The 26,038-nt window shown below is 43.5% G+C and carries 29 protein-coding genes and 1 tRNA gene; 20 read left to right on the top strand and 10 right to left on the bottom strand.

Features of this window, described 5'->3' with window-relative positions; all coding sequences use genetic code 11:
* From ABIO93_RS13405 to ABIO93_RS13395, 3 genes are all read left to right on the top strand, one after another.
* A partial coding sequence (locus ABIO93_RS13405) for a M1 family aminopeptidase (protein ID WP_348068405.1) occupies positions 1-1,631 on the top strand: 1,631 nt, incomplete at its 5' end.
* A 26-nt stretch (positions 1,632-1,657) separates the two neighbouring features.
* On the top strand, positions 1,658-2,512 hold the full coding sequence (locus ABIO93_RS13400) for a helix-turn-helix domain-containing protein (RefSeq protein WP_348068403.1): 855 nt from the start codon (positions 1,658-1,660) through the stop codon (positions 2,510-2,512).
* Between the two features lie 111 nt (positions 2,513-2,623).
* Positions 2,624-3,313, top strand: a complete 690-nt coding sequence (locus tag ABIO93_RS13395) for a hypothetical protein (RefSeq protein ID WP_348068401.1) — start codon at positions 2,624-2,626, stop codon at positions 3,311-3,313.
* Here the strand turns inward: ABIO93_RS13395 and map are convergent, their stop codons facing one another.
* Together map and ABIO93_RS13385 are read right to left on the bottom strand one after the other, a co-directional pair.
* Positions 3,314-4,078 carry a type I methionyl aminopeptidase gene (gene map, locus ABIO93_RS13390; RefSeq protein WP_348068399.1) on the bottom strand — a complete coding sequence of 255 codons (765 nt, stop codon included), beginning with the start codon at positions 4,076-4,078 and terminating at the stop codon, positions 3,314-3,316.
* 232 nt (positions 4,079-4,310) lie between these two features.
* Entirely contained in the window at positions 4,311-5,654 is a 1,344-nt protein-coding gene (locus ABIO93_RS13385; RefSeq protein ID WP_348068397.1) for a DUF418 domain-containing protein, read from the bottom strand.
* A gap of 149 nt (positions 5,655-5,803) precedes the next feature.
* Between ABIO93_RS13385 and ABIO93_RS13380 the strand changes: the two genes are divergently transcribed.
* A complete protein-coding gene (locus ABIO93_RS13380; RefSeq protein WP_348068395.1) occupies positions 5,804-6,304 on the top strand; it encodes a DinB family protein in 501 nt (166 codons plus the stop codon).
* Here the strand turns inward: ABIO93_RS13380 and ABIO93_RS13375 are convergent.
* Positions 6,301-6,945, bottom strand: coding sequence for an HAD-IA family hydrolase (locus tag ABIO93_RS13375; protein ID WP_348068393.1), 645 nt, complete (start codon positions 6,943-6,945; stop codon positions 6,301-6,303). The genes ABIO93_RS13380 and ABIO93_RS13375 overlap by 4 nt on opposite strands.
* A gap of 320 nt (positions 6,946-7,265) precedes the next feature.
* On the opposite strand from ABIO93_RS13375, the gene ABIO93_RS13370 reads away from it, so the two are divergent.
* On the top strand, positions 7,266-8,396 hold the full coding sequence (locus tag ABIO93_RS13370; protein ID WP_348068391.1) for a T9SS type A sorting domain-containing protein: 1,131 nt from the start codon (positions 7,266-7,268) through the stop codon (positions 8,394-8,396).
* 65 nt (positions 8,397-8,461) lie between these two features.
* Here the strand turns inward: ABIO93_RS13370 and ABIO93_RS13365 are convergent, their stop codons facing one another.
* On the bottom strand, positions 8,462-8,689 hold the full coding sequence (locus ABIO93_RS13365; protein WP_348068389.1) for a SymE family type I addiction module toxin: 228 nt from the start codon (positions 8,687-8,689) through the stop codon (positions 8,462-8,464).
* Positions 8,690-8,981: 292 nt separating this feature from the next.
* On the opposite strand from ABIO93_RS13365, the gene ABIO93_RS13360 reads away from it, so the two are divergent.
* Positions 8,982-9,293 (top strand): hypothetical protein, encoded by a 312-nt coding sequence (locus tag ABIO93_RS13360; protein ID WP_348068387.1) that lies wholly within the window; start codon positions 8,982-8,984, stop codon positions 9,291-9,293.
* Between the two features lie 205 nt (positions 9,294-9,498).
* Here ABIO93_RS13360 and ABIO93_RS13355 read toward each other — a convergent pair whose 3' ends face one another.
* The 4 genes from ABIO93_RS13355 to ABIO93_RS13340 form a co-directional block, all read right to left on the bottom strand.
* Entirely contained in the window at positions 9,499-10,023 is a 525-nt protein-coding gene (locus ABIO93_RS13355; RefSeq protein ID WP_348068385.1) for a transposase, read from the bottom strand.
* Between the two features lie 187 nt (positions 10,024-10,210).
* Positions 10,211-11,221 (bottom strand): alpha/beta hydrolase, encoded by a 1,011-nt coding sequence (locus tag ABIO93_RS13350; protein WP_348068383.1) that lies wholly within the window; start codon positions 11,219-11,221, stop codon positions 10,211-10,213.
* A 59-nt stretch (positions 11,222-11,280) separates the two neighbouring features.
* Positions 11,281-12,120, bottom strand: a complete 840-nt coding sequence (budA, locus tag ABIO93_RS13345; protein WP_348068381.1) for an acetolactate decarboxylase — start codon at positions 12,118-12,120, stop codon at positions 11,281-11,283.
* Between the two features lie 21 nt (positions 12,121-12,141).
* Positions 12,142-12,711, bottom strand: a complete 570-nt coding sequence (locus ABIO93_RS13340) for a YdeI/OmpD-associated family protein (protein ID WP_348068379.1) — start codon at positions 12,709-12,711, stop codon at positions 12,142-12,144.
* A gap of 229 nt (positions 12,712-12,940) precedes the next feature.
* Here ABIO93_RS13340 and ABIO93_RS13335 point away from each other — a divergent pair, with 229 nt between their 5' ends.
* From ABIO93_RS13335 to ABIO93_RS13315, 5 genes are all read left to right on the top strand, one after another.
* Positions 12,941-14,149 (top strand): dipeptidase, encoded by a 1,209-nt coding sequence (locus tag ABIO93_RS13335; RefSeq protein ID WP_348068377.1) that lies wholly within the window; start codon positions 12,941-12,943, stop codon positions 14,147-14,149.
* Positions 14,150-14,273: 124 nt separating this feature from the next.
* Positions 14,274-16,292 (top strand): 1,4-alpha-glucan branching protein GlgB, encoded by a 2,019-nt coding sequence (gene glgB, locus ABIO93_RS13330; RefSeq protein ID WP_348068375.1) that lies wholly within the window; start codon positions 14,274-14,276, stop codon positions 16,290-16,292.
* Positions 16,293-16,416: 124 nt separating this feature from the next.
* On the top strand, positions 16,417-17,100 hold the full coding sequence (locus ABIO93_RS13325) for a hypothetical protein (protein ID WP_348068373.1): 684 nt from the start codon (positions 16,417-16,419) through the stop codon (positions 17,098-17,100).
* Positions 17,101-17,124: 24 nt separating this feature from the next.
* Positions 17,125-17,796 (top strand): NUDIX domain-containing protein, encoded by a 672-nt coding sequence (locus ABIO93_RS13320; RefSeq protein ID WP_348068371.1) that lies wholly within the window; start codon positions 17,125-17,127, stop codon positions 17,794-17,796.
* A 102-nt stretch (positions 17,797-17,898) separates the two neighbouring features.
* A tRNA-Arg gene (locus ABIO93_RS13315) sits at positions 17,899-17,973 on the top strand.
* Between the two features lie 134 nt (positions 17,974-18,107).
* Here ABIO93_RS13315 and ABIO93_RS13310 read toward each other — a convergent pair.
* Together ABIO93_RS13310 and ABIO93_RS13305 are read right to left on the bottom strand one after the other, a co-directional pair.
* On the bottom strand, positions 18,108-18,500 hold the full coding sequence (locus ABIO93_RS13310; RefSeq protein WP_348068369.1) for a recombinase family protein: 393 nt from the start codon (positions 18,498-18,500) through the stop codon (positions 18,108-18,110).
* A 44-nt stretch (positions 18,501-18,544) separates the two neighbouring features.
* On the bottom strand, positions 18,545-18,874 hold the full coding sequence (locus tag ABIO93_RS13305) for a recombinase family protein (protein WP_348068367.1): 330 nt from the start codon (positions 18,872-18,874) through the stop codon (positions 18,545-18,547).
* A gap of 479 nt (positions 18,875-19,353) precedes the next feature.
* Between ABIO93_RS13305 and ABIO93_RS13300 the strand changes: the two genes are divergently transcribed.
* The 9 genes from ABIO93_RS13300 to ABIO93_RS13260 all read left to right on the top strand — a co-directional run bounded on the left by ABIO93_RS13300 (position 19,354) and on the right by ABIO93_RS13260 (position 25,854).
* Positions 19,354-19,866 carry a hypothetical protein gene (locus tag ABIO93_RS13300; protein WP_348068365.1) on the top strand — a complete coding sequence of 171 codons (513 nt, stop codon included), beginning with the start codon at positions 19,354-19,356 and terminating at the stop codon, positions 19,864-19,866.
* A 199-nt stretch (positions 19,867-20,065) separates the two neighbouring features.
* Positions 20,066-20,482 (top strand): plasmid mobilization relaxosome protein MobC, encoded by a 417-nt coding sequence (locus tag ABIO93_RS13295; RefSeq protein ID WP_348068363.1) that lies wholly within the window; start codon positions 20,066-20,068, stop codon positions 20,480-20,482.
* Positions 20,467-20,823, top strand: coding sequence for a relaxase/mobilization nuclease domain-containing protein (locus ABIO93_RS13290; protein WP_348068361.1), 357 nt, complete (start codon positions 20,467-20,469; stop codon positions 20,821-20,823). The genes ABIO93_RS13295 and ABIO93_RS13290 overlap by 16 nt, the downstream gene beginning before the upstream one ends.
* On the top strand, positions 20,820-21,032 hold the full coding sequence (locus ABIO93_RS13285; RefSeq protein WP_348068359.1) for a hypothetical protein: 213 nt from the start codon (positions 20,820-20,822) through the stop codon (positions 21,030-21,032). The genes ABIO93_RS13290 and ABIO93_RS13285 overlap by 4 nt, the downstream gene beginning before the upstream one ends.
* Before the next feature lie 610 nt (positions 21,033-21,642).
* Positions 21,643-22,506 (top strand): AraC family transcriptional regulator, encoded by an 864-nt coding sequence (locus ABIO93_RS13280; protein WP_348068357.1) that lies wholly within the window; start codon positions 21,643-21,645, stop codon positions 22,504-22,506.
* 18 nt (positions 22,507-22,524) lie between these two features.
* A complete protein-coding gene (locus tag ABIO93_RS13275; RefSeq protein ID WP_348068355.1) occupies positions 22,525-23,169 on the top strand; it encodes an NAD(P)H-binding protein in 645 nt (214 codons plus the stop codon).
* Between the two features lie 33 nt (positions 23,170-23,202).
* Positions 23,203-24,246: an NAD(P)-dependent alcohol dehydrogenase gene (locus ABIO93_RS13270; protein ID WP_348068353.1), complete on the top strand. Its 1,044-nt coding sequence runs from the start codon at positions 23,203-23,205 to the stop codon at positions 24,244-24,246.
* Positions 24,247-24,618: 372 nt separating this feature from the next.
* The gene (locus tag ABIO93_RS13265) at positions 24,619-24,978 is read left to right on the top strand and encodes a nuclear transport factor 2 family protein (RefSeq protein WP_348068351.1); all 360 of its coding nucleotides are present in this window, start codon (positions 24,619-24,621) and stop codon (positions 24,976-24,978) included.
* Positions 24,979-25,044: 66 nt separating this feature from the next.
* Positions 25,045-25,854, top strand: a complete 810-nt coding sequence (locus ABIO93_RS13260; RefSeq protein ID WP_348068349.1) for a TSUP family transporter — start codon at positions 25,045-25,047, stop codon at positions 25,852-25,854.
* Positions 25,855-26,038: the final 184 nt, after the last annotated feature.

The raw sequence follows: 26,038 nt of genomic DNA, 5'->3' as shown, positions 1-26,038 counted from the left end.
CCTCGCTGTTTTTAGATGAAAATGCGTCAGTAAACAGACGTATGGCGCGTGCCAGTGTGATTGCGCATGAATCGGCGCATATGTGGTTTGGTGACCTGGTGACGATGGATTGGTTTAATGATGTGTGGCTGAAAGAGGTTTTTGCCAATTTTATGGCCGCTAAAATTGTCCATCCGAGCTTCCCGGAAATCAATCATGACCTGCGTTTCCTGCTCGCACATTATCCCAATGCGTATGAGGTGGACAGGACAGCCGGTACCAATCCGGTATTACAGAATCTTGGCAATCTCAAAAACGCAGGCACATTGTACGGTGCGATCATTTACATGAAAGCGCCGATCGTGATGCGGCAGCTGGAAAGAAAAATAGGGGAGAAGCTGATGCAGCAGAGTTTGAAAGAATACCTGAAAACATACGCTTTCGGCAATGCCAGGTGGGACGATCTCATTGGCATTATTGATAAAAACACGCCTCAGAACATTACTGGGTGGAGTAATGTGTGGGTAAAAACGCCGGATATGCCGGAATATGAGGTTGAAAAAGGGCCCGACGGCATTCGTATTTCGCAAAAGAAGGACTCTGTTTCAGGTAGGAGCTGGCAGCAGCCGCTGGTTTTCAAAACGATCAAAACCCCGTCACAGGAACTGGTTTTCCCGAATGATGATGGTACTGGTTATGGTTATTTCAAAATGGATACCGCGAGTAAGGCTTACTTTATTAATCATTATAATCTAAAAGACTCACTGTTTGATAGTCCGGTTTTTCGCGGAGCGATGCTCGTCAGCATTTGGGAAGGCCTGCTTCGCGGGGATGGTAATACACCGGAAAGCTTCATGAATGATGTACTGATCACTTTGCCCAAGGAAACCAATCCACTGCTGATCGATTATTTGCTTGGTAATTTGCAGACAGTCTGGTGGACGTTTTTGAATGATAAACAACGCGAACGTTACCAAATTCGTGTGGAGAAAACAATTTGGCACCTTCTACTTCAAACCAAAGACAAAGGGGTGAAAACTTCTTATTTTCGATCGTTTAAAAATCTGGCTGTAACTGACGACGGCTGGAAAAAAATGGAGTCGCTTTGGAATGGGAAATTGGTCGTGAAAGACCTCGTTTTATCGGAAGAGGACAAAATATCGCTTGCTTATGAGTTAGCACTGAAGGGAAAAGGGAATGTCGGAGCGATTCTGGAAGAGCAGTTGAAAAATACTAAAAATCCTGATCGCAAAGCCAGAATGCAGTTTGTAATTCCGGCATTAAATAAAGAGGAATCTAAACGTGATGCATTTTTTGAATCATTAAAAAAAGAGGAAAACAGAGAAAAAGAGGCCTGGGTACTCGATGCATTGTCGTATTTGCACCATCCATTGCGAGCGAAGAGTGCTGTCAAATACCTCCGTCCGTCGCTGGAACTTTTACAGGAAATACAGCTCACGGGCGATATTTTCTTTCCGACCCGCTGGTTGCACAATACATTCGCCTGGCATTCGTCGCCTGAGGCTGCGCACATTGCACATTCGTTTTTAAAGGAAAATCCTGCGTATCCTTATTTCCTTAAAAATAAAGTACTGCAAGCCACCGACCTGCTCGACCGGTCATTGAAGCTGAAAGCAAATGCTGAAATGTAATTGGAATAGACATTAAAAACCATCAAATGCCCAAGAAGACCAACATTCCGCTACATTATTTGAGTGATGATTCTGTGATGGGAATATCTGTTCATAGGATCGACAGGGCAGACGATGCGTTGGCGATGGATTTGGGTGTACACCGGGACAATCATGGAAACTTCTTTTTCCAGGAAAAAGGGTACAGCTGCTTAATGGTTGATTTTCGTGAAGTAAAGCTGCACGGTCGGGGTGCTTTTTGCATTTTACCCGGCCAGGTACATTACCTGACCGATACATTCGATGCCACCGGCTGGTTTTTAGCTACTGATATGATGGTATTGGACGAGCAACAACGTGCGGTAGTGGAGGAATACGCGCAGAATGGCATGCCCGTCCCAATTACGGAGCAGCAGTCGGAGACGCTGGCGAGTAGCCTGTCATTACTGAGTGACATTTCCAAATCTTCGCATGATCACAAGCAGGTTACATTGCAAAATATGCTCAAAGTTTGCCTGAGTATTTTTGCATCGTTTTTTGAGCATGAGATCAGGAAAAATACATTGGGAAATTTGCGTCCGGCGATCATTACTTCCGAATTTAGAAAATTACTTTGCAAGCAATTCAAAACCGTAAAAAGTCCTGCCGCATTCGCAAGTATGATGAGCATTACACCTTCCTATCTCAATGAAGTAGTGAAGGAAACTACGGGCCAGCCTGTCAGTTACTGGATACAGAATGAGATAATTTTGGAGGCGAAAAGGCTTCTATGCTATACTAGTCTCAGTGTAAAAGAAATTGCATTCACATTGGGTTATGAAGACCATGCTTACTTTTCGAGACTTTTCCGGAAAGCTGCGGGGAAGTCTGCCGGACAGTTTCGAGAAACATACCGTGAATAGTCCAATCATTACCACTCTTTCTCTCTTTATTCACTTTCAAATCGATCGTTTTTTTGTAAAGTAAAATATCGGCTGGAACGTCAGTCTTCAAAAGGACCAACTTTACAAGAAATGAACATCATTAAACAAAAAGCTATCAACTTTTTTGAGACTGCAATGGGTAAAACCGGCACAGTGCTGGCTATACGAGCCTGGGAGCCTGCCACTTTTTTTGAAGTAGACGTCCATTTTCCTGATATGGATATGAGCGGCTGGAAACGTGTTCAGCACATCAAAATCAAAGTCGCGTCCGGCGTATACCGAGATTATACGCCTGCGGGTTGGGATGAGGATATCCGTACCTGTACATTATATGTGAATGCTGAGCAAAATGGCCCGGGCAGTCGCTGGATCAAGTCGCTGAGAGAGGGCGACAACATTACGTATGTTGGGGTAGGGTCTACGTTTCACCGTCCTGCGGAATATGGTGAAATGGTGGTTTTTGGCGATATGAGCTGCATCGGGCATTATCTCGCATTGCAGCAATTGGCAGGTGGAAGGGGAATTACCGGCGCCATCACGATCGCCCGGGAAAGTCACCGGGAGGAATTTGCGGACTATTTCAACTGGAAAATCCAGCCGGTCAGACAGACAGATGCGGGTGGTCTTCACCACATCCTGAAGTGGACACAGGATAAGCCGCTGGCCAATTCCAATGTTTACATTTCAGGACACATTCCTACCTGCGTTCAGCTGCGGAAGGAATTGAAAAAGCGGGAAGATTCCCCACTGGGGATTCTGGTGCAGGGATTTTGGTCCTGATCAATTAAAAATTCCGTTCATTTCTGTCAGGATCACAGGCCTGCCATCAGTGACAATAATGGTATGTTCATGCTGCGCTACGTAGCCTCCTTTCGTACCGACCAGCGTCCAGCCGTCGTTCGTCTTACCGGCAATGGTTGAATGCGTGGAAATGAATGTTTCTATGGCCACGACGCTGTTTTTTCTGAAACGCGTCTGATTGGAGCGCTCGTAGTAATTGGCTATTTCGTGCGGCTCTTCATGAAGGCTTCTGCCGATACCGTGGCCGGTCAGGTTCTTGATCACTTTGTAGCCTGATTTTTTGGCTTCGGTTTCAATAAGACGACCGATGTCTGCAATTCTTACGCCGCCGCGGATGTTACTCAACGCTTTTTGCAAAATCTTTTTAGAGGTATTGACCAGGTGCTGATGGTTATGAATATCCTCGCCCAATATAAATGAGCCGCCATTATCAGACCAGAATCCATTCAATTCAGCCGAAACGTCAATGTTGATCAGGTCGCCTTCTGCTAATATTTTCTTTTCAGAAGGAACGCCGTGCGCTACTTCATTATTGATACTGATGCAGGTCCAGCCCGGAAAGCCATAGGTCAGTTTGGGGGCGGATTTGGCACCTAACTCGCTCAGGATCTGGCCTCCGAAATCGTCCAGATCCTTGGCTGTCATGCCGGGTTTCGCATATTCCCTCATTTTTCGCAGTGTTATGGCGACAGCCTTACTCGCTTCCTGCATTCCGGTCAGCTCGGATTCTTTTGAAATTGACATATCATTCAGTTGGTAAAAAGCGGGTCAATGTGATCGTCCAATGATCCATTTTGTAGTTTTGGTAACCACATAATCGCGCAGTTTGTTCATTAATGCTTGTCTGAGGGGGAATATTTGACAAGATCAATGCCAATTCCGTTCGGGTCTGAGATTGCGAAATCATAGTCAAAACTGACTTTGGAAATCAATGCAGTCAAGTGACCGTCAAATAGCGACTTGATCTCCGGAATGGTCAGGTCATTTTCGGGACTGGTATGTCTGATTTCTTGCTCATCGGCTGTAAGCTCCAGTAGGTCAGCGAACGCCAAATCCATTCAAACGGTCCCATTCGGAAATAATGGAGCCAGATGTAGCTGAAAAGGATGTTAACCAGCCAAATGCATGGGACGATGAGGTACAGCTGGTAACGTTCGAGGTCATTGAAATAATTGAACCCAAAACCATAAAATATCAGTCCTCCCATGATGTTCTGGATCAAATAATTGCTGAAAGCCATTTGTCCTACTTTCGCCCAAATGTTGAAAACAAAACGAAACATACCTGATTTATAGCATATCAGCAGCGTTCCCAGGTGGCCCATCGTCAAAGCGAGCCTACGTATTTCGTAGGTATACAATGATGACTTTTCCAGTACTTTAATCATGTCAAATTTAGCATGAAGCACAATGTTTAACTTGTAATATATTAATGGAAAGGCTATTGCATATCCAATGAGTGCCATCAGAACGTAGAATTGCATGGTTCGTTCACCCGTCAGGATTTGCAGTTTGTAGAACGCTATGCCAATGATCATAAAGATGAGACAGTCTAAAAAACCGGATTCGTAAAACTCGTTGGCTTCCAGAAAGGTGTTGACTTCTGCATAATGTGAAAAGAGCGTAGCATAAGAACCTTTGGTTTTTCGAACAGCCCGGGTAACTGCCTTCTTCTTGTTTTCAAGCTTTTGGTTTTCCTGAAATCCCTTCCATTTTTCGACGATTTCTTTTTGATCCAGCGTCATTCTGCCCGGAGCAAGTTCCTTTTTCAGGATTGCTTCTGCTACGATTTTATTTCTGAGGGGCTCGCCACGCTGATAGGTAGTCTTGATGATGAAGAATAGCATCAGAATACCAGCGACAACGAATAAGTGCCTTGGTTTCATGGTGCGAAATGGAAAGAGGAATAGCCCGCAAATGGCGTAGGAATAAAGAATGTCTCCTGGCCAGAGGATGATATAAGCATCTATCAAGCCAAAGAGCAGCAGCCAGATGAGACGGCGGTAGTAGATTTCCGCGGCGCTGTCAATCAATGCATGATTGGACAGCCGGGTAGTCAGTAAAATCATTCCTGCTCCGAACATCATGGAAAATAATCCTCGCATTGACCCTTCAAAGAACATATTGACGATCCACCAGGCGTAGTAATTGAGGCCGGTATACTCATTGCGAATGTTCAGATTGGAAACGGTTTCTTCCGGAAAAGCAAAGTATGGAATGTTCATGAGCAGAATCCCAAGCAATGCAAAACCGCGAATTGCATCGAGAACATGGATACGTTCGGTCCGCTGAATGGGCTGTGCGAGTAAAGTTGATTCCATAGCATGAGGGTTGACAGTCAATGCTTTAAATGTATAAAATTACATTGGCTTTCAACGCTTCTTATCTATAAAGTAATTTGACGGGAGGACTTATCGCGGTGAATTGTCAGGCATTGTTTTTTTGAAATAGATGAAAAAAACTAAGCACTATGGAAAACACCGCTTTGGCCGCAGCCTATCTTAAAGAAATGGAAGCAGAGTATGCTTCCACTAAAAAGTGTCTCGAACGGATTCCTGAGACCGTTTATAAATTCAAGCCTCACCCAAAATCGATGGAAATGGGGTATCTCACATTATTAGTAGCCGAAATACCGATGTGGATCACGCATATGGTAGAGTACGGCGAGATCGATTTTATCAATTTTAAGCATTTCGAGCTTTCCACCAGCCAGGCGCTTTTGGAACACTTTGAGGAGAATTTCAAGGGTTCTCAAAAAGTGTTACAAAATGCTACGAATGAAAGCCTTGATCAGCAATTTTCATTGAAGAACAATGGGCAACTTTTGTTCAGTCAGCCGAAGCTGGACGGTATCAGCTCGACGATCAATCACTGGGTGCACCACCGCGGACAGCTTACAGTTTATATGCGGCTGAACGACATTTCGGTACCGTCCATTTACGGACCGTCGGCTGACGATAAGACATATTAACTAGCCACGGGCCCGACCCGGTCAAATTGTTCCTTTTTCAGATCTTCCAGAATTGCCTTGGTGGACTCAAAACTGGTGTGCTGGAAGGCTCTTAAACCGAGTGTTTTGGCCATATTGGCAAACATGATCCGGTCGTCGAAATATACACACTGGCTGGGTGTTGCCTGTGCAATGCCCATTGCCAGTTTAAAAATACTTGGGTCAGGTTTCCGCAAACCTACTTCACAGGAGGAAATGAAGGCGTCGAAACAGGTATGCAGCTTGAATTTTTGAACGCGATAATCATTCAGTTCTTTTCCTTCATTATTAATGGAAATGATCCTGAAACCGCAATCTTTTTTCCATTCTTTCAGCCAAGCCAGCATGCCGGGCAGCTCAACAGACTGCGAATACATAAACTCTTTGAAATCCTCGCGGACAAAGTCCCTTGGGTGATTAAATATCACGGTATCAAGATATTGGTCCAAGTTGACACTCCCAATTTCATACACATTGAAAATGAAATTATGGAGCTGATCCATTTCTTTATAATTGAGCCCAAACTTCTCCGCCGCCAGAGTTCGGGACTCGTGGCCCCAGCCATTACTCAGTAGTACGCCGCCAATGTCGAAGAAGAGGATTTTAAGGTCACTGATTTGCATAAAGTAAAATAATATGAGTGGTTTTTTGAACTAAGGAGTTTCTATGCAGGTCAAGTTAGTTTAAAATGGATTTAGAAGGAAATGTTAGTTTGGGAAATTGCAACCGAAGAAAATGTATCCTGATACATCGATTCCTCCAAAATAGACATTGCCACGGTTTTAAAGAGTTCAGTTTCACTACCTGATTTTTCCATTTTTACTTGCCAAGATGCTTGTGGGTGAAATGAAAAAATTGAATATTATAAATATATTACTGTGTTTTTAAAATATAGAGAATTAGTTATATCTTGTAACCAATTATCACATAGCACAATACATCCATGAAAAAAATTGTACTTATTCTTACCCTAACCGTTATCCCAATCTTGCGGTTGAGTGCCCAAAGTATTCAAGGGACATTACGCCAAGGATCTACTTTAAACGAAGTTTATCTGACCATTCGCAATAACACCAGCGCAAATATCACGGGAAACGTGACTAAAATAGAGTTTACCTTAGGCATGTATTTGGAAAGTCCCAAAATGACTAATGCATTCGGGTTCACGGATATTTATACACTTCCGACGCCAAGTGCCGGAATTTTTAGTAGCCATGATTACATGAGTATGTTAAGCAGTTATTTAGCGGCCAGCTGGACAGGCTCGAAGGCCGTTAGCCTTAGTCCAGGGCAAGAAATGGACTTGATAGGTTTTACATTATGGGGGGTTGTAGGCCCAGAGCTAAAACCAGGTCCTTTTACTATCCTTAGCTTACGCTACCGGGACCCTTTCTTTGGTGAGGATAAAAACTGGCTGGTTGAATTAGATGGTGTGAACGTGACAGAAGGAAATGAAAAGTTCTATAGTCAAGGATCAAATACAACGGTTCACAATGAGTTTTCTTCTGCTTACCTGAATTTAAGCACATTTAATTTGACAAACCTCCCTGTCACCCTTACGAAATTTGAGGGTAGGCATGAAAGTGACATCGTGAACCTGAATTGGGCTACGACAGAGGAAACAAACAGTGATCATTTTGACATTGAGCATAGTCTTAACGGAAAATCCTGGCGGTCGATAGGTACAGTTGCGGCACTAGGGCAGAGTGCAAAGTTACATGAGTACTCTTTTCAGCACAAAAATCCAGAAGCTGGCGCCCATTACTACCGCCTCAAAATGATCGACATCGACCAGACCTTTGCGTTCTCAAAAATTGTGAATGTGAACGTAGGTGATCGAAATAGTGCTGGTTTGTTCCCTAATCCGACAATGGATAAGGTGTTTTTCAAAGCCACTGACCTAGGTAATGTTTCGAAAGTTCAGGTTCTTAACACTGCCGGCAAAGTGCTGCATGAAGCTTCCAGCGTAGATGTTTCGGGATTGGATGTGCGACATTTACCTTCTGGCCTATTCATTGTAAAACTTAGCAAAGCTGATGGTGAAGTCATTCAGTACAAATTGATCAAAAAGTGACGAGTGTCAAATTGGCTTCTACGAAAGTCACCAAAAAGCCGCAGAGATCATCTGCGGCTTTTATTTTATTTTAATAATTGAATAATTAATAATTCTTGCCTGGTGGTAATCTTTACATGGCTCCCTGACTCAAAACCCAGATTTCGGAGCCACTCTCCGGCAAGCTTGATCTCGGGAACGAATGTTTCTTTGTAAAAGTTACGCCTGACTTTGGGCTGAATTTTGAGGCTCCGTACTTCCGGGCGGTTTGGCTTGGCGGGGTTGGGGGCTGTTTTTGGTTTTGCGGTTCGCATAAGGTGTTTTGGTTAATGAATATGCCTGACGGTGGCGCGAACCAGCAAAAACACAATTTGAAGATTATGGGACTTTCACCCACTCTCCGCCAGACTATATCGTTGTTGATTAAATTTTTGTGCATTTTAGAAAGTGTTATTGTATTGATTCGCATTCGCAAGATAGAAATCAGATTGCCGTTTTTAGGGGTTTTGGGCAGCCGATTTTCTAACGGCAAGGATGGACTAACTAACGGTTATGATGGTGTCTTTTAACTGATTAATTATGCAAAAACATTAACGAACTAATACCATGGTTGACAATCAAGTGATGCGCGAGCTTTCAGAGAAGTACTCGGAAATGAGATCGAAAATCAGTTCTTTGACCAATGCATCTGAACTTACAGATATTGAAATAGCAGAGAGGCTCAGAATTTCACTTCCAAGCTATTTGATTAAAAAAGCGAATGCCGACTGGACTGAAAAGCAGGTTCAAAGAATACTCTATATCATTGATAATGAAGAATTGGAGGACTTTTACCTGGGTAAGATCATGGAGAATGTCGAAAAAGAGAATGAATTCATGACGCTGGATGAATTGAAAAAGGGAGTGGCAAGGAAGTAATTTATAAAGCTTTTCCTCCGCACCGCATTTTGGTTTCTACACACCATTCAGTGTTTTACCTCCCGCAACCAAGCTGGTTCGAACGTCACGTTCGGACCAGCTATTCTAAGGCCTCTGGCCGGATATGCAAGATAAACCGGACAGTATTGACCGGCCGGAGGCCTGCGAATAGTCGGCACGAAGGTTTACCTTCGTGCCAGCCTCGTCAGGAAAGTTTCAATTCCGTATCCGGATTAGCACTACTATAAATATAATGCTGCGGCTCACTAACAATCCCAGCTTTTACCGGATTGTTCCAAATATATCTTGTTCTTTGTAATATAAATCTTTTGGATACCAGCGAAATAGGATGATTATGATGCTGCCAAAACTGAAATTCGCATTTGGGACTAGACCCTTTGGCAAAGTACCTGAACATATAAAGCAACCATTCTTTGCGGCTTTCTTGCGGATTTTCGTCAATTAATCTGATGATTTCCTTGGCGGTGAAACTTTTAAAATCTCTAATCACTTTCCCAACTTCACCATCCTTTACTGAACAAATCAAGTGCAAGTGATTGGACATAATGCAGAATTCGTAAACTTCCAGGCCTTTGTGTTCGATGCAGTAATTTAGGTTTTTGATAATTTCGTCGGCGTATTTTTTTCGGGTGAATACGTCGATCCAGCCGACTACAGTCATGGTGACGAAGAAAAGGCCATCTTTGTGGAATCTGTATTTTTCGGACATAAGCTAGAGTTTCTTCTTTTGACGCTTGCGTTTTAAGAAGTAACAGCTTTTGCGGAATTTTTTTCGGCCGGAGGCCTTGGAATAGGAGGCACGAAGCAGGAGCTTCGCGCCAACTTTCGGCCGGAGCTTCGCGCCAGCTTTCGGCGGGAGCTTCGCGCCAGCTTTCGGCGGGAGCTTCGCGCAAACTTTATTTTACATTGCGCTTCGCCCAGTTAAAAATCGTAGAATAAACTTCCTCCCGCACCGGCTTTTTGGAAAGAATAAGATCATGCATACCACCCTGCACAGCTTGAATGCTGTATTGGCCGACTATATTTTGTGCTTGCAGCGCTACCTCCGTGACGTCCAAAACGGCATCGCCGGTGAATAGGATGTCGCTCCATTTTTTTTCATCAATGGATTTGGCGGAATGCAGCACCAGCACGGGCTTGCCGATTTGTAGTCCCTGCGAAACTTTTAACTGGCCTAAATGCACCGCTCGCATCCAGCCAAAGTTAACCGGCGGCGCAATGTGCGGCTTGTAACCCAGGCTGTAAGACCATTCTCCGTGCGCATCTTTATGCAGACTTTCGCCATAAAGAGGGCTTATTCCAGCGTCGATCGTAGTTTCAGGATGTTTTTCAGCCCTTTTTACGATTAAAGGAAGCGCCGACTTTTTCAAGCCGGATTTGGTGGGCATATCAAAAAGCGGACTGTTTAACAGAATAGCATTAAATAGCTCTTTGCCATTCCTCGCATCGGCGTATAGTGACACCACCAACCCGCCGAGCGAATGCCCGCTCAACAGCACTTTGTCCGATCCCTCCCTTTTGATAATAGATAATGTGGTATCAATGTCGGCGAAATATTCGGAAAGGTCCCTGACATTATTGAATTTCTGACTTGGGAGCCACGACCTACCATATTTCCGGAGATCGACCGCGTAAAAGTTGTACCCTTCTTGGATAAAACGCTCGGCCATTTCCTCCTGAAAGAAATAGTCATTGAACCCATGTACATATAGTACTGCTTTGCTACTTTTTTCAGGAGTGTTTTTTTTGATGATCGTACAGGTAACGCTTCCTTCATAATCAGAAGGTTGGACAATAGTAGCTTGTTTGAAACCTTTACCGAGCATATCGGCATAATAGGTGACCTGGGCCTGCGCTGCCAGGCCTGTCAGACAGGTCAGTATCAAACAAATCAGTCTGTTTTTCATTGAAGAAGCGCGGAGATTTTCTATAAAGATAGGATTTGCAGCGTCGTCGTGATACCTGGTTATTCAATTTTCCTTAATTCAGCTCCACGATCCGGTTTTAGGTTGACATTATGGAATTCCGCATTGGTATTATTTTCAATGGTAAAACCTTTTGCAATGTCTACCTCAACCGTCACAGAACTCGTTGTGAAGGTAAAAATATGACCGCCTGCCTTCTTGTCGTTGGCCAGGTAATGCAAATGAAAACCCGGTACATTGGTTCGTGCCAGATAGGGTGGAAGTAGGAACCCATCACAAATGCCTGTGGTGTTGGTCAGGTTGAAAACCGTCTGGTTTACTTTGAGATGAGCGGGCAAGGTGGTATAGGGTGGTTTGGCTGGTCGTTCGGCGCGGGTATTCATGGTAGCGAAATTACCGCTGATCCGAAGCGCATAAATACCGTTGGGATTGAGAATCTCTGTGAGTTGTTCCTGCACGGCTTCGTACGTCAGGTTACCTTTTAAATGGATAATTGTATCTGCCTTAAAGAACTTGACAAATGCCGCAGATGTGCTGTCCGAGTCCGGTACTTCCTTCACGGATCCGTCGTAGCTAACCCTATATACATGGCCTTGGTCCATGAGTAACTCCCCGTCAACTCTATTGAATGTGCCGATACCAAAATCACCTTTCTTTTTGAGCTGGGCCATGTTGAGGTCTCCGTCAAAAACACCGGCCATCAGCGCGTCGATGATCGAATATTGGTACATGAAGTCTTCCTGGTGGTTCACAATCTCTGATGAATTGCCTTGGAGCTGCTTTTGAACAGATTTGCAGCCATTAAAAATCAATAAAAAGACAAGGAATTTTAAAGCGGACTTCTGGTAATAGAAGGGTTGGTAGGTAAAAATTTTCATCATATTGTTGAGAGGTGGATAATACTAATAACTCAGCTGTTTTAATTTGGTCCCGTTTCCGCTGTCCCGGATCAATGCTTCGAGTCTGCTGAGACGGGTTTCTTCTCTTTTAGCTCTCATAACGATGTGAATAGCCGTTTTTTGGTAGGATGGGGCCTGTTTCCGGAAGAATTCCCAGGCTTTTTCATTTTCCCTGAACCGCTTCTCGAATTCTTCTGAGAGCATAACTGGCTCTGTTTCGTAGGAATATATTTTTGATTTATGTTCTTTTCGTTTTTCATAGCTGGCAATGCCCGCCGGTTGCATCAAACCTTTTTCCGAAAGGTCTTCTATTTTCCTGATATTTATGGCACTCCAGATGCTGCCGGATTTACGGGCAGTAAAACGAATGGTATAACTCTCCCCGTCAATCGATTTTCGGACGCCGTCAATCCAGCCAAAACACAAAGCCTGATCGACAGACTCCGGCCAACTCATGCTGGGTTTGCCGCTATTCACTTTATAAAACCCGACCAGTAATTCAGTTTCTTTCTGATGATTATGTGCTAACCAGTTACGGAAATCGGCTTGGTCTGCAAAGAAAGTAGGTGACATTTTTGGAATAGATAAAATTCAGGAATAATGGTTATCAAAGACCGAAAGCCGAAAAATCTTAGTAAGAATAATTAAAAAATAATAAAACCTTGTTTTCAATTGAACCATACAAGGTATAATTATAAGTAAAGTAAGGAATGAGCCGGTGAAGTTGATTTTTTAGAAAAAAAGCTTCAACTTAAAAAAAAGGTAATATTCCCTGATCCAATCACCAATTATTCACTCTTCAATGAAAAAGCTCTTACTCCTGTTATCGTTACCGGTTATGACATTTGCGCAGACTGTACCCGTCACAATGTCTCCCAAAGCCGCCAAAATTCACGCCAAAGCACTCACGATCGATACCCATGCGGATGTACCTATTAATATGATGAAACCGGGTTTCGACATCGCTGTGGAGCATGATTATGAAAAAGACCGTTCGCAGATCGATTTTCCGCGCATGATTAAAGGTGGAATGGACGGTATGTTTTTTGCGGTCTATCTGGGCCAGGGAAAACGTTCGGATGAAGCCAATGCAGAAGCCAAGGTGAAAGCACTGGCGATTTTTGACAAAATCCATGAGGCGGTAAAGCTGAACCCAGGTACTGCTGGCATTGCGACTACTTCCAAAGATGCCTATCAATTGCAAAAGGAGGGCAAAAGAGCTGTATTTATAGGTATGGAAAATGGCTGGCCCGTGGGCAAGGATATTACTAATTTGAAACAGTACTACGACCTGGGCCTGCGATACATTACATTGTCGCATTCCTCGAACAATGACATTTGTGATTCGTCAACAGACGGAGATGGGCCAGAATTCAATGGATTAAGTGCTTTTGGCGAACAGGTAGTGAAGGAGATGAACAGGTTGGGCATTATGGTTGACATTTCGCACGTCTCGGATTCCACATTTTATGATGTGATCAAGCTGACCAAAGTACCCGTGATCGCCTCGCATTCGTCTTGCCGCGCATTATGCGATGTACCCAGAAATATGACGGACGACATGATCAAGACACTGGCTAAAAATGGTGGCGTGATCCAGATCAACTTTGTTCCGGGCTTTGTGAAAAAGCCATCGCAGCCTCACGAAATGTCGCTGAAAGCGTTGAGGCTGAAAATCCGTCAGACTGATCTTTCGGATGCAGACAAAAAAGCTTTACGTGATGAAATGAAGGCCATTAGTGAGAAATACAAATCCGATATGCCGACTTTAAAAGAGGCGGTAGACCATATTGAACATGTCATCAAACTGACCAGCGTAGATCACGTCGGTATCGGTATGGACCTGGACGGCGGCGGCGAAGTGATCGGATTGACCGATGTGAGCCAGATCGGAGGGATCACGGAGGAACTGGTCAAAAGAGGGTATTCTGCCAAGGACATTGAGAAGATATGGGGTGGCAACATCATGCGGGTACTCGACCAGGTGGAGAAGGGAGCAGGGTCCATTTGATTTGATGCTAGAAATCAGGCGTTAATGAAAATCGCCAAAAAAATATATACATTTTAAGAAATAGTTTAAAAAAATTGTAAATCTTACATGCTGTTACTGATTATCATTAATTGTGGATTAACAAATGGCTAAGTCAACTGGTAAGAAAAAAACAGACTCATCAACCGCTCCCGCTGACAAGAGTAATGAAAATGTCGGGAATGAATCGTTGAATGCGGTGGAAACAATTAGCCGTTTTACAGATTTTGATATTCATCTTTTTCGGCAGGGCAAGCATTTCAAATTGTACGAAAAGCTAGGCTCTCACGTGATGGAAGTGAAGGGAGTAGTGGGTACGTATTTCGCTGTTTGGGCTCCTAATGCATCTTATATTTCAGTAATCGGAAATTTCAATGGCTGGAACCACGCCGCTCATTCACTCGCTCCCCGCTGGGACAGTTCGGGAATATGGGAAGGCTGGATACCTAATGTTGGGGTAGGAGAGGTTTACAAATACTACATTGTCTCGCTCAACGGTCAGCATCTGGAAAAATCTGATCCGTTTGCATTGTGGTGCGAAGTCGCCCCGAAAACCGCTTCCATTGTGTGGGATACGTGGTTTGAATGGCAGGATTCGGACTGGATGAAGAACAGAAAGGAGAAAAACAAGCTGAATGCCCCGATCTCTGTGTACGAAGTGCACCTGGGATCATGGCAGCGCGACCCAACTGACCCTGAAAGATACCTTACATACAAGGAAATAGCAGTTACATTGGTGCCTTATGTGAAGGAAATGGGTTTTACGCACGTAGAGCTCATGCCGATCATGGAACACCCGTATCCGCCTTCATGGGGTTATCAGATCACGGGATATTTCTCCTGCGCATCCAGAATGGGTACACCGCAGGAACTCATGTACCTCATCGATCAGCTTCACCAGGCCGGAATAGGCGTTTACATTGACTGGGTACCATCCCATTTTCCGGGTGATACGCACGGTTTGTTCCGATTTGACGGTACCGCATTATATGAGCATGAAGATCCAAGAAAAGGGTATCACCCGGACTGGAAAAGCTATATTTTCAACTACGGCAGGAATGAAGTCAGGTCGTTTTTGATCAGTAATGCTATTTTCTGGATGGACCGGTACCATACCGATGGGCTCAGGGTGGATGCAGTAGCTTCGATGTTGTACCTTGATTATTCGAGGAAGCATGGAGAATGGATCCCCAATGAATTCGGCGGCAGGGAAAACCTGGAAGCGATTTCATTACTGAAAGAAATGAATATCGCAGCGTATACGGAATTCCCTGACATTCAAAGCATTGCAGAAGAGTCCACAGCATTTCCCGGTGTTTCACGACCTGTGTTTGTGGGAGGATTGGGTTTTGGTATGAAATGGATGATGGGCTGGATGAATGATACGCTGAAATATTTCGAAAAGGATTCGGCATTTCGTAAATGGCATCAGGATCAGCTTACATTCAGTCTGGTGTATGCTTTTTCAGAAAATTTTATGTTACCGCTATCTCATGATGAGGTAGTTTATGGTAAAAAATCGCTGATCAATAAAATGCCGGGCGATGAATGGCAGAAGTTTGCAAACCTGAGGCTGATGTTTACCTACATGTTTACACACCCGGGGACGAAGCTGATATTCATGGGCGGTGAGTTTGGGCAAACCTCCGAGTGGAATTTCCAGCAAAGTTTGGACTGGCATCTGTTAGAAACCCCTCCTCACATTGGAATGAAAGAATGTGTGAAAGCGCTGAATCATTTATACAAAACGGAGCCTGCGATGTATGATTATTCATTCGCACACGAGGGTTTCGAATGGATCGATACACAGGACCGTGAAAACTCAGTACTCGTTTATGCAAGAAAAGGGACAGATCCTGCCCAGAATCTGGTCGTTGTACTGAACCTCACATCTGTTCCGAGAAAAAGCTACCGGGTCGGCGTGCTTTCGGAAGGAGATTGGCAAGAGATATTTAATTCGGACTCGGAGCAGTTTTACGGAAGCGGCATTATTAACTATGAACCTGTAACGTCAGAAAATCAACAGTGGCATGGCAAAAGCCATTCTGTCCTGCTGGATCTGCCTCCAATGGGAGCGTTAGTACTCAAAAAGACACCAGTTAGCAAGCAAATACCCGGCATTTAAGAGGCTTAACCTTTGTAAATAGCCGTTTACTTAAATTGTAACCAATCTTAGGCAGAGAATCTGATCTCTGCCTTATTTTTTTGTACATTTTTTTACCTTTGCCCATCACATCATTAAGAATCAAATGAAAAGCATCCGATTAATAGTACTTTTTGTTTTTTTAGTTTCGGCCTCAGCATTCTCTCAAAGTCTTTCACGCGTTAATTCCGGTATTGATCTTGGCCTGGGCTACCAGGATAACGAGTGGGTACCTTCTGCCATGTTCCATCAGGAATTAAGCTTAACTAATTTTTCATGGTTCCGCATAGGTTGGGGCGTACGTACATGGGGGTACTACGCGGGAAGGACCAATTTGCTGCCTCAAAGCAACGCACTTTCCAATGACACATTAAAATTCGGACGCATTACGGCTAACGGATTGAGCTTCCTTGTGGGGGCTAATGTTCGGCTGTGGAGATTCGATATTGGTGCCAATACGGACCTTTTAGGCTTCGCATTCGGTGTTAAAAGGAGTGGTCTCTACACCAAACCCAGTTTTTATGAAGGCCAGGGCGCGAAATACTATAATACCTATGTAGCAAGCAAGCCGAGTACTTTCAATGTCATTCCCCTGGCAATGAACAAACAAAGCGGGCAGTCCGAAATATTCCTCCGATACTGGATCACAGATCGTATCGGGCTAAAACTGGGCTATGTCCACGGTCGGATGACTTATATGACAGACGTGAAGCTGGACAATGGTCAGAAGCGTTTTTCAACCACTTACGGCGTTCCTTATGCCGGGTTGAGCTTTCCTTTATATAACTAACATACATCTACGCATTGGATTCGCATGAGTGAAAAGCTGGTTGATTCCCATAAATACAATCTTTGGAAAGGTAAACTCGAAAAGAACGGGCTGGAAATCCATGGGATAGAAGAACTTTACAGCCGGCGCAATGGGCACGGAGAGATATTGTTTTCATTGGTTTTAACCGATGCTACTACTCCTGAAGGGAACAAGATTCCACCAATTTGTTTCTTGAAAGGCGAAGTAGTGAGCGTCCTCATTTGCTTCATTGATGCAGCGACCCGCGAAAAATATCTGTTGCTGGTTCAGCAAAGGCGCATTTGTGACGGCTCGATGACTTATGAGCACCCGGCAGGTATGTTGGACAGCGAAAGCGACGCAGCATCCGTAGCAGCGCGTGAAGTGTTCGAAGAGACCGGTATTGCGGTGGAAGTGGCTCAGTTGGTCAAAGTCAATCAGGAGCCATTTTACCCGTCAACGGGAACGAGTGATGAGGCGATGTACATGTTCTATTGCGAGCTCGAACTGACTTCGGAGGAAATAAATGGCTACCACAACAATGTCCAGGGACTCATCTCCGACCATGAATATATCAATACCTATGTCGTCCCTTTTGCGGAAGGACATCGCCTGATCACGAATGTGAATGGTGTCCTGCTGGATTATTTGTATTTAAAAGACGTGGAAGACTGGGATTTGCTTAAAAAACTTTAAGCCAGTAGCCAGCGAAAAAAACCTAATTTTTTTCATTCGCACTGCTCTTAAATCAAAATAGCGGCTATATTTGCACCCCGTTACAGGTCAAAGCCTGCATCAGCACCCATAGTTCAATGGATAGAATTTCGGTTTCCGGTACCGACGATATGAGTTCGAATCTCGTTGGGTGCACCATACGAGACAAAGCCAGATTTTCTGGATTTGTCTCGTTTTTTATGCCCTCTAAGTCCTTCATTTTCTGATAGATGAGGTTGATGCCCTCATTAATTCTTGGAGTTCGATATGCTTTTCCATCGAAATGCAGATTTTCAGGGAACATCGAACTTATTATCCGCCTTCTTAGGCTTATTGCTAAGATTTCTTTTTCTTCCGTCAATCACATCTTGAACTTCGTCAAATAATTGCTCACTTATCAGAGGCTCATGTTGGCCTGTGACGAAATGGCCAGGTTCGTCTTTGAAAGGCGGAATGAAAATTTTGCCACAGTACACAGGGTTTCTAATTGCCATCCAAAAAGCTTGTTTGCTACAAGTAAGACCGTCGCCTTTTGCCATTTTCCAAACTTGCTCGGTGTTGAATCTTCCGGTGGCGAGCTCTTTGAAAACACCTTTAATTAGCGGGCCATGAACAGGATGGATTGCAATATATTTGCGATTATCTTCTGAAATCCTGTTCCTGTATCCAAAAGGTGCGCTTGCCATCCATCGGCCTTCTTTCTTCGCTCTTCGCATTCCGTGAAAGACATTTAGCGCTCTGCGATCATTTTCGACTTCTGGGGCGGCAAGGTAAAAGCCAGCATCATTTTATTTTCTGGTACGGAAAGGTCAAGAGGCTGTTCAATCGCTTGCGGCTCTGCTCCAAGTTTTCGTAGAATATTAATCATTTGATAAGCGTCCCTAGCATTCCTGCTGAATCTATCCCATTTTGTAAATAGGATAAGATTAATTTTACTTCCTTTTTGCCGGAGTTGAAACAATATTTTTTTCCACTGCGGCCTTTCAAAACTTTTAGCCGAGTGATCTTCGTAGATAGTATCTTCTATACCTATCGAGTTTAGAGCACAATAACGCGGCATAATGGCGGCTTTTTTTATTATACCAAACTCTTGCTAAATCAAGCCGCCAGCCCTTGGCACTTATTCCGTTTCCTTTTGGCTAGTTGAGGGCCACTGTTAGAAGGGCTTTCTTTTTTTCTCGTTTTTTCTTTGTCAAACATTTATTTTAATGTGATACTCATGATGGTATACACACTTGTCAGTTCTTTTGCATTCATTATTAACTGGGTTTAAATTTTTCTGTTCAACAATATAAAACCTGCTTAAAACGATTCCAAGGAGAATTTAAACAGGATAGGTGTCAGACATTCCGGCTCTTTAGTATCGCCTAAGTTCAACAATACGATCAGATAAAGAGAGAAGGGATAAGGGGGAATTATCTGCTGCTGACACTACCGGAGATCAAAGAATTGGACTTCGTCATGGGTTTTTAATGGTAGGTGCTTTCCGAACCCTTAGGCATTAATGAAGTCACATCCAACTGTGTTCAAATCCTGTCTGTGCAGCCTATCTCCGCAAAGGTGCTTTTTCAGTATTTGTTCACCAGAAAAAAGCTTCGGAGAAAAGTGGCAAAAAAGTACGGTCGCCAGGTTCACTACGAATTGGGTGACCGCCAGTATTACGCGCTCGGATTTGGGACCGATTTTGGAGGCTATGAATTACCTAATTCCTTTCAAAAGTCACTAGTATTCCGAAGGCGATCACTTCAATTAATTCAGGCGCTGAAAACGTGTCTGTGTTTGAAGGCTTCTTTGATTCTTTCTTACAAAACGCCCCTGTTACCAACAGGTGAGGAGCCGGAAGCTTACGTCATTCTGAATTCGATTTCGCTTTTCGAAAGAGCCCGTCCTTTCATTGTGCAACATAGCCAGATCAATCTTTATTTGGACAGGGATTCTCAAGGACGTCCCTGTCGTTCAGAGGCCACACTTGTCAACGAAAAATACAAAGATGCAAGCGGCCTCTATGAATGCTTCAAAGATTTAAATGAATGGCTTGTCAGCAGTTTTTAAATACCGATCATTAGGATTGGAGAATCCATGAAACTGAAAATTCCAGCTTACTAAAATTCGAGAGGGATTGCCCCTTATCCGCAATCGGCCAGGGTGGCCCCGCCAGATGTCAGTTTGTGTTACAAACTAAGGATCTGGCCGCGCCGCGGAGGCCCGCGCAAACACTCCGGAGTCGTTGGTGGGATTGAATGAAAAATGAATGTCGAAACGTGAAAATGATAATGTGATGAAGAAAGACAAAAACAATCGAACCAAGTTGCTGAATGTCCGCTTAACGCCTGAGGAGTTTCAGCAGCTTCTTCGGAAAGTGCAAAGAACAACATGCCGGACGACGAGTGAGTATGCAAGGAAAGTATTGCTTTCGGAGCCAGTTATCGTCAATCACCGAAACCAGTCATTTGACGGGGTGATGGTTGAACTAACACGCCTTCGTCGCGAACTAAGCACCGCAGGAAGCAACCTGAATCAAGCCGTCAAACGGCTACACCCGCTATCTCAAATTGCTGATTTTCGCAGCTGGCTGGAAGCCTACGAAGCAGATAAGAATCACCTGATTGAGCTGGTGAATGAGCTCAATATATACAGCAAAGCCTCGAAAATATGGTTGCAATCATAAAGACCGGGACGTCCATCCGCAGTACTTTTTACTACAATGAAAACAAGATGAAAGAGGGTATTGCCGAGTGCATCATGGCCGGAAACTACCCGGACGATGTTGCAAATTTGACGGAGCAGGAGCGATTGAATATGCTTTTGAAACTGGCTGCATTGAACACGAATGTGGTTCGAAATAGTGTCCATATATCTCTGAACTTTGACCTTTCTAAGCAGCATTCGAAAGCACTTCTGGCGGAGATCTCGAAAGCTTACATGGAGAAGATTGGCTTTGGTAATCAGCCTTACCTGGTGTACCAACATTACGATAGCGACCATCCCATATCCACATTGTCTCCGTGAAAGTTGCACATGATGGAAGCCGGATTGAAACGCAGAATATCGGAAGAAACCAATCAGAGAGGGCGGGAAAGGAGATCGAAAATGAATTCTACTTGGTGAAGGCATCAAGCAAAAAAACAACAGCAATCCGACCATTTGAAACCTGCTATGGTTGGTGGTATTCAGATGTCCTTGAAATGGGTGGGAAAGGTAAAGAAATCGATGCCTAACCTATTTGTACATTGGAGATTGAAAATCATGTAAAAAGGCTTTGGATAATAAGAGCCGTATGATAGGAGACTGTCACGTACGGTTCTGTGAGAGGCTTGGGCTGAAATGCCCTTGCCTACTCGACCATTAAGCTTCCTCATTGGGCGGGTTAAACTGTACTTTATTTAATTAGAATTCTTGAACTTTTGTTTAACCTAAAAGAAGGTCTGATTTATATAGGAGGATGTATCCTACCGAACTTTTTTATTGTTTCCATGTCGACCTGATAATAGATAGCGTTTTCGTACCAGGAATGTGGCTGATTTTAATAAAGAAAAACATGTCAAAGGATAATAGAATGATAATTCTTCATTGACTTAGAAGCGAAAGAAATCTGGTTATTCTAAGATGCCAAATGAAGGGCCTTGGTGAGGATAGTTTGCGCAGAAAGCACCATCCGGGTGTTTATATATAAGTGTTTGAGCTAAATCAGCAAACTTTTTGACCTAAATAGAACAATTTGAGAATTTTATGATTGATATCTTTGTGTCATAATTCCAATATGAATGAGCTGTTAACATTGATCGGCTTGTTCATGATATTGAAAAGCTGACTTTTGACAGAATCGATATGAGTAAAGTGATTAAAGTTCCTACCTCGCTGGTTAGCGGGCCAGGGCAACAGGGTACTTTAATGTTGGATGGATGCTCGGTCATCGAGCAATGCATACACAGCATGGAGGCCCGGGGTACTATGTATCTGGAAGAGCATCTGCTGCTGATCGTTCTGGAAGGTACTGTCACGCTGACCTATGGAAAGCAGCAGTATGCGCTTGGGAAGAACGACATGATTCTTTTAAAGAAGGCAATTTCAGTACAATATGATAAAGTTGGCAACCCGGATAATGACAACATCTACGATAGCCTGATGTTCAGTTTAAAAGATGATCTTTTAAAAACATTTCTGGCATCATCGGAGGTTAAAGTACCCAAAATCGAAGGCGAGATTAAAACGGCCGTATACCCGATGAGCGAATGTCTTATAGCGTTCGCGCGCTCCCTCAAGCCGTACTTCTATGACGACTCCATTGTTCATCCGGGGCAGTTGCGACTAAAAATCATGGAACTGCTTTATGATGTTGCTGAGTGTAATCGTAATATGTTCTTGCAGATTCTTCAGTTACACCAACCGGTTCGGGCAGAGATCCGTCATGTTGTTGAGCAACATTATGCCTCGCCGGTTTCCTTATTGGAGCTGGCCTATCTTTCAGGCAGAAGTTTGTCGAGTTTCAAAAGGGATTTTCAGATGGTTTACAATACGTCTCCGGCTTCGTGGATACGTGAGAAAAGACTGGAAAAGGCGAAGGATCTGTTGGAAACCACCCTGATGTCTGTTTCCGACATTTGTTATACGCTCGGGTTTGAAAACGTCTCCCATTTTTCAAGAATTTTTAAACAATACCATGGTCAGGCTCCTTCGGTATTTCGCAGCTAAACATTGAAATCAGGTCTTATGAAGAAAATATTGGTAATCGGATCAGGCGGGCGTGTGGGTTCGGCGTTGGTTAGTAAACTGGCGAGTCTGGATTATTCTGTTTTGGCAGGATCAAGACATGAAAACAATGTTACCTCGACCGAAAATGTATCGCTGATCGCCTTTGATTTACTTTGGGATGTGAATCGAATGGTGGAGACGATGCAGGGAAATATTGATGCAGTTTATTTTGTAGCGGGCTCGAAAGGAAAGAATTTGCTGCAAATTGATTTGCACGGTGCGGTTAAAACCATTCAGGCTGCGGAGAAAGCAGGTATAAGCAGATTTATTTTACTCAGTTCAGTATTCGCTCTTGAACCCAGTCGCTGGAAAGAGTCTTTCCTGAAAGATATTACAGATTACAACATCGCCAAGCATTACGCGGACCTGTACCTTACCACTCAGACGAAACTGGACTACACCATTTTGCAACCAGGCGCATTGAAGGAGGAAAACGGAACAGGAAAAATTACAGTAGATGTAAATGAACCATCATCAAATTCAATTGCTAATGTGGTCGAGACACTGGTTGCCATTCTGGAAGATGATAGTACCATTGGTAAAGTGATCATGATGCATGACGGTGAGACTCCCATCAAAGACGCGTTGAAACAAGTGAAGTAGCATGCAAATTTATTTTAAAACAGATTAACAGAGATGATTGAAACCAAAGGATACGCTGCGCAGAGTCCGAACGAAGATTTAGCGCCTTGGGCATTTGAACGACGGGAAGTTGGCCCCCACGACGTTCAGTTTGATATTTTATATTGTGGTGTTTGCCACTCCGATTTGCATCAGATTAATAATGACTGGTTTCCGGGCATATTCCCTATGGTGCCAGGACATGAAATCGTTGGTCGTGTAGTCAAAGTTGGTGATCATGTAAAGAAATTCAAAGTAGGTGACCTTGCCGGAACAGGCTGTATGGTTGATTCATGCCAGGAGTGTGAAAATTGCAAAAAAGATCTTGAACAATATTGTCTGGAAGGCAATACGCAAACCTACAACGGACTGGAACGTGACGGGAAAACACCAACGTACGGTGGATATTCCAATACCATTGTGGTGCGGGAAGAATTTGTATTGCATGTTTCTGAAAAACTTGACCTGGCTGCTGTCGCACCATTATTGTGTGCTGGTATCACCACATATTCCCCTCTCAGACATTGGAAAGTAGGTAAAGGACATAAATTGGCGGTGCTTGGTCTTGGCGGTTTGGGGCACATGGGTGTTAAGTTTGGTGTTGCTTTTGGTGCGGAAGTAACTGTTTTGAGTACATCACCAAAAAAAGAAGAGGATGCTAAAAGACTAGGTGCACATCACTTTGTTGTTACCAGCGATGAAGCTCAGGTAAAGGCAGCTTTGGGGACTTTCGACTTTATTCTGGATACCGTTTCTGCCGAACACGATTTCAATATGTACCTCTCGTTGCTTCGGACAGATGGTACGATGATTTGTGTAGGTGTTCCCTCCAAACCCGCAGAAATAGCGGCGTTTAGTTTGCTTGGCGGAAGAAAAAGTATTGCTGGCTCTGGCATAGGCGGAATAGCTGAAACGCAGGAGATGCTTGATTTCTGTGCAGAGCAAAATATCGTTTCCGACATTGAGCTTATTGACATAAAGGATATTCAAACTGCCTACGACCGAATGGTAAAAGGAGATGTTCGTTACCGGTTTGTAATTGATATGGCAACCTTGTAATTGATAGATCAAACATGTAAAGCCTTGCCAAATTTGGTGAGGCTTTTTTTATGACCAGATATTTGATTCTGCTTCCATCTGACCTTGACAGCGTCACATGCTCGTGTGAAAATATCACATACTTAAATTCCTCAAATTGGACCAAATAGTAAGATTATTTGAGCTGAATAGAATACTCAGTTCCTTTGGTTGGGTGTAATTTTGTAAAACAAACAAAGGCTTTTAAGAGTCTGTAAATAAAATAGTTAAGTGGGTAATTATTACAATATGATTAGTAAAATAAAACAGGTTTTAGCATTGGCATTGTTACCGTTTCTTTGGGTATCGTGCACCAGCAGTATAAATAAAAATAAGACTAAAAATAACCAAACTATGGAAGTTTCACAGCAGGAAAAACAAGGTATACTACGTGCAATCGATTTGTATGTGGAGGGGGGACGGAAGGCCAGCGGTAAAATCGCAGCGGAAGCATTTTCGTCGACTGCAACAATGTCCTGGACAGAAGATGGTAAATTAAAAAGCGTACCGATTCAGGTTTTAATTGATGGTTTCGATAGTTGGGAGCCTATGGAAGCGAGTTACGAACTAACCACACTGGATGTGGCGGAAGATGTGGCTATTGTACGGATCGAGTCACAATTCGGCCCCAGCAAATTTGCTGATATGTTTACCTTGGTCAAAGATGGTGACCTGTGGAAAATTGTAAGTAAAGTTTATCATGTTAAAAAGTAAAACTGATGGTGGTTTCAAAATTTTTCCACCTTTACAGTAAATAAAAGACAAAAAAATTTATCCGGAATGGATCTTAGTTCTTTCAGTACAGATTATTCGTTGATCTTACTTTTATCATTAAGCACGCTGGCTTTTATAGCCGGATTTATCGATGCCGTGGTAGGAGGGGGAGGCTTGATTCAAATCCCGGCTCTGCTCATCGCATTTCCGGATAAGGCCGTGGCTACGCTTTTTGGCACCAACAAGATCGCCGCCATTTCCGGAACATCTGTGGCGGCGTATCAGTACAGCAAACGCATCAGGTTTGATTACAGGCTGCTTATCGTTGTTAGTCTTGCTGCTTTTACAGCCTCTTTTTTGGGAGCAAAAGCCGTGAGTATGGTAAGGGCAGATATTTTACGACCAGTGATTTTGATTATTCTGATCGTGATGCTGATCTATGTTTATACAAACAAAAATCTGGGAGCAGTCCAAACCAGGGTGCTTCCATTTGCTAAACAATTGTTGCTGGGATCATTAATTGGTCTGGTGGTTGGTTTTTACGACGGCTTCTTTGGCCCGGGAACAGGTAGTTTCCTGATTCTGGGTTTTGTCGTGTTGCTCAGATTTGATTTCTTAACAGCTTCGGGTTATGCAAAGCTTATCAATTGTGTCACAAATATTTCGGCATTGTTGGTTTTTATCCGAAATGGGAATTATCTATTGGGTATTGGTTTGATGATGGCTGCTTTTAACATTGCCGGCAACATTGTTGGTAGCAGAATGGCCTTGAGAGAAGGAAATGGATTCGTACGGAAAATATTTTTAATCGTTGTTTCGCTGATGATACTTCGGTACGGTTATGATGTTTTTCAGGAATTTTTGACATTTATGTAAAATGAAAGGTCTTTTTTTTGCTCTTTCAGAGAAGGTTACAGAATATCTGCCCATATGTTTTTAAGATCGCGAATGGAAGTCACTCTTCCAGCCTTCACGTCTTCAATACCTTCTTTAATGGCATTTAACACTTGTGGGTCCGAAAAAAAGACATCAGTTTCAGTACTTTCATCAATTGGCGTGA

It is taken from the genome of Dyadobacter sp., from assembly GCF_039919315.1.
Taxonomy (GTDB): domain Bacteria; phylum Bacteroidota; class Bacteroidia; order Cytophagales; family Spirosomataceae; genus Dyadobacter.
This window is presented reverse-complemented; position numbering and strand designations above follow the sequence as displayed.

Coding starts and splice junctions, on each gene's coding strand:
- ABIO93_RS13385 (WP_348068397.1), bottom strand. CDS start 5,654: ATGGAATCAACTTTACTCGCACAGCCCATTCAGCGGACCGAACGTATC.
- budA (WP_348068381.1), bottom strand. CDS start 12,120: ATGATGAAAATTTTTACCTACCAACCCTTCTATTACCAGAAGTCCGCT.
- ABIO93_RS13395 (WP_348068401.1), top strand. CDS start 2,624: ATGAACATCATTAAACAAAAAGCTATCAACTTTTTTGAGACTGCAATG.
- ABIO93_RS13340 (WP_348068379.1), bottom strand. CDS start 12,711: ATGTCACCTACTTTCTTTGCAGACCAAGCCGATTTCCGTAACTGGTTA.
- ABIO93_RS13265 (WP_348068351.1), top strand. CDS start 24,619: ATGGAAGTTTCACAGCAGGAAAAACAAGGTATACTACGTGCAATCGAT.
- ABIO93_RS13325 (WP_348068373.1), top strand. CDS start 16,417: ATGAAAAGCATCCGATTAATAGTACTTTTTGTTTTTTTAGTTTCGGCC.
- ABIO93_RS13365 (WP_348068389.1), bottom strand. CDS start 8,689: ATGCGAACCGCAAAACCAAAAACAGCCCCCAACCCCGCCAAGCCAAAC.
- ABIO93_RS13375 (WP_348068393.1), bottom strand. CDS start 6,945: ATGCAAATCAGTGACCTTAAAATCCTCTTCTTCGACATTGGCGGCGTA.
- ABIO93_RS13380 (WP_348068395.1), top strand. CDS start 5,804: ATGGAAAACACCGCTTTGGCCGCAGCCTATCTTAAAGAAATGGAAGCA.
- ABIO93_RS13370 (WP_348068391.1), top strand. CDS start 7,266: ATGAAAAAAATTGTACTTATTCTTACCCTAACCGTTATCCCAATCTTG.
- ABIO93_RS13310 (WP_348068369.1), bottom strand. CDS start 18,500: ATGGCAAGCGCACCTTTTGGATACAGGAACAGGATTTCAGAAGATAAT.
- ABIO93_RS13320 (WP_348068371.1), top strand. CDS start 17,125: ATGAGTGAAAAGCTGGTTGATTCCCATAAATACAATCTTTGGAAAGGT.
- ABIO93_RS13350 (WP_348068383.1), bottom strand. CDS start 11,221: ATGAAAAACAGACTGATTTGTTTGATACTGACCTGTCTGACAGGCCTG.
- ABIO93_RS13270 (WP_348068353.1), top strand. CDS start 23,203: ATGATTGAAACCAAAGGATACGCTGCGCAGAGTCCGAACGAAGATTTA.
- ABIO93_RS13280 (WP_348068357.1), top strand. CDS start 21,643: ATGAGTAAAGTGATTAAAGTTCCTACCTCGCTGGTTAGCGGGCCAGGG.
- glgB (WP_348068375.1), top strand. CDS start 14,274: ATGGCTAAGTCAACTGGTAAGAAAAAAACAGACTCATCAACCGCTCCC.
- ABIO93_RS13335 (WP_348068377.1), top strand. CDS start 12,941: ATGAAAAAGCTCTTACTCCTGTTATCGTTACCGGTTATGACATTTGCG.
- ABIO93_RS13355 (WP_348068385.1), bottom strand. CDS start 10,023: ATGTCCGAAAAATACAGATTCCACAAAGATGGCCTTTTCTTCGTCACC.
- ABIO93_RS13290 (WP_348068361.1), top strand. CDS start 20,467: ATGGTTGCAATCATAAAGACCGGGACGTCCATCCGCAGTACTTTTTAC.
- ABIO93_RS13360 (WP_348068387.1), top strand. CDS start 8,982: ATGGTTGACAATCAAGTGATGCGCGAGCTTTCAGAGAAGTACTCGGAA.
- ABIO93_RS13260 (WP_348068349.1), top strand. CDS start 25,045: ATGGATCTTAGTTCTTTCAGTACAGATTATTCGTTGATCTTACTTTTA.
- map (WP_348068399.1), bottom strand. CDS start 4,078: ATGTCAATTTCAAAAGAATCCGAGCTGACCGGAATGCAGGAAGCGAGT.
- ABIO93_RS13295 (WP_348068363.1), top strand. CDS start 20,066: ATGTCGAAACGTGAAAATGATAATGTGATGAAGAAAGACAAAAACAAT.
- ABIO93_RS13275 (WP_348068355.1), top strand. CDS start 22,525: ATGAAGAAAATATTGGTAATCGGATCAGGCGGGCGTGTGGGTTCGGCG.
- ABIO93_RS13305 (WP_348068367.1), bottom strand. CDS start 18,874: ATGCCGCGTTATTGTGCTCTAAACTCGATAGGTATAGAAGATACTATC.
- ABIO93_RS13400 (WP_348068403.1), top strand. CDS start 1,658: ATGCCCAAGAAGACCAACATTCCGCTACATTATTTGAGTGATGATTCT.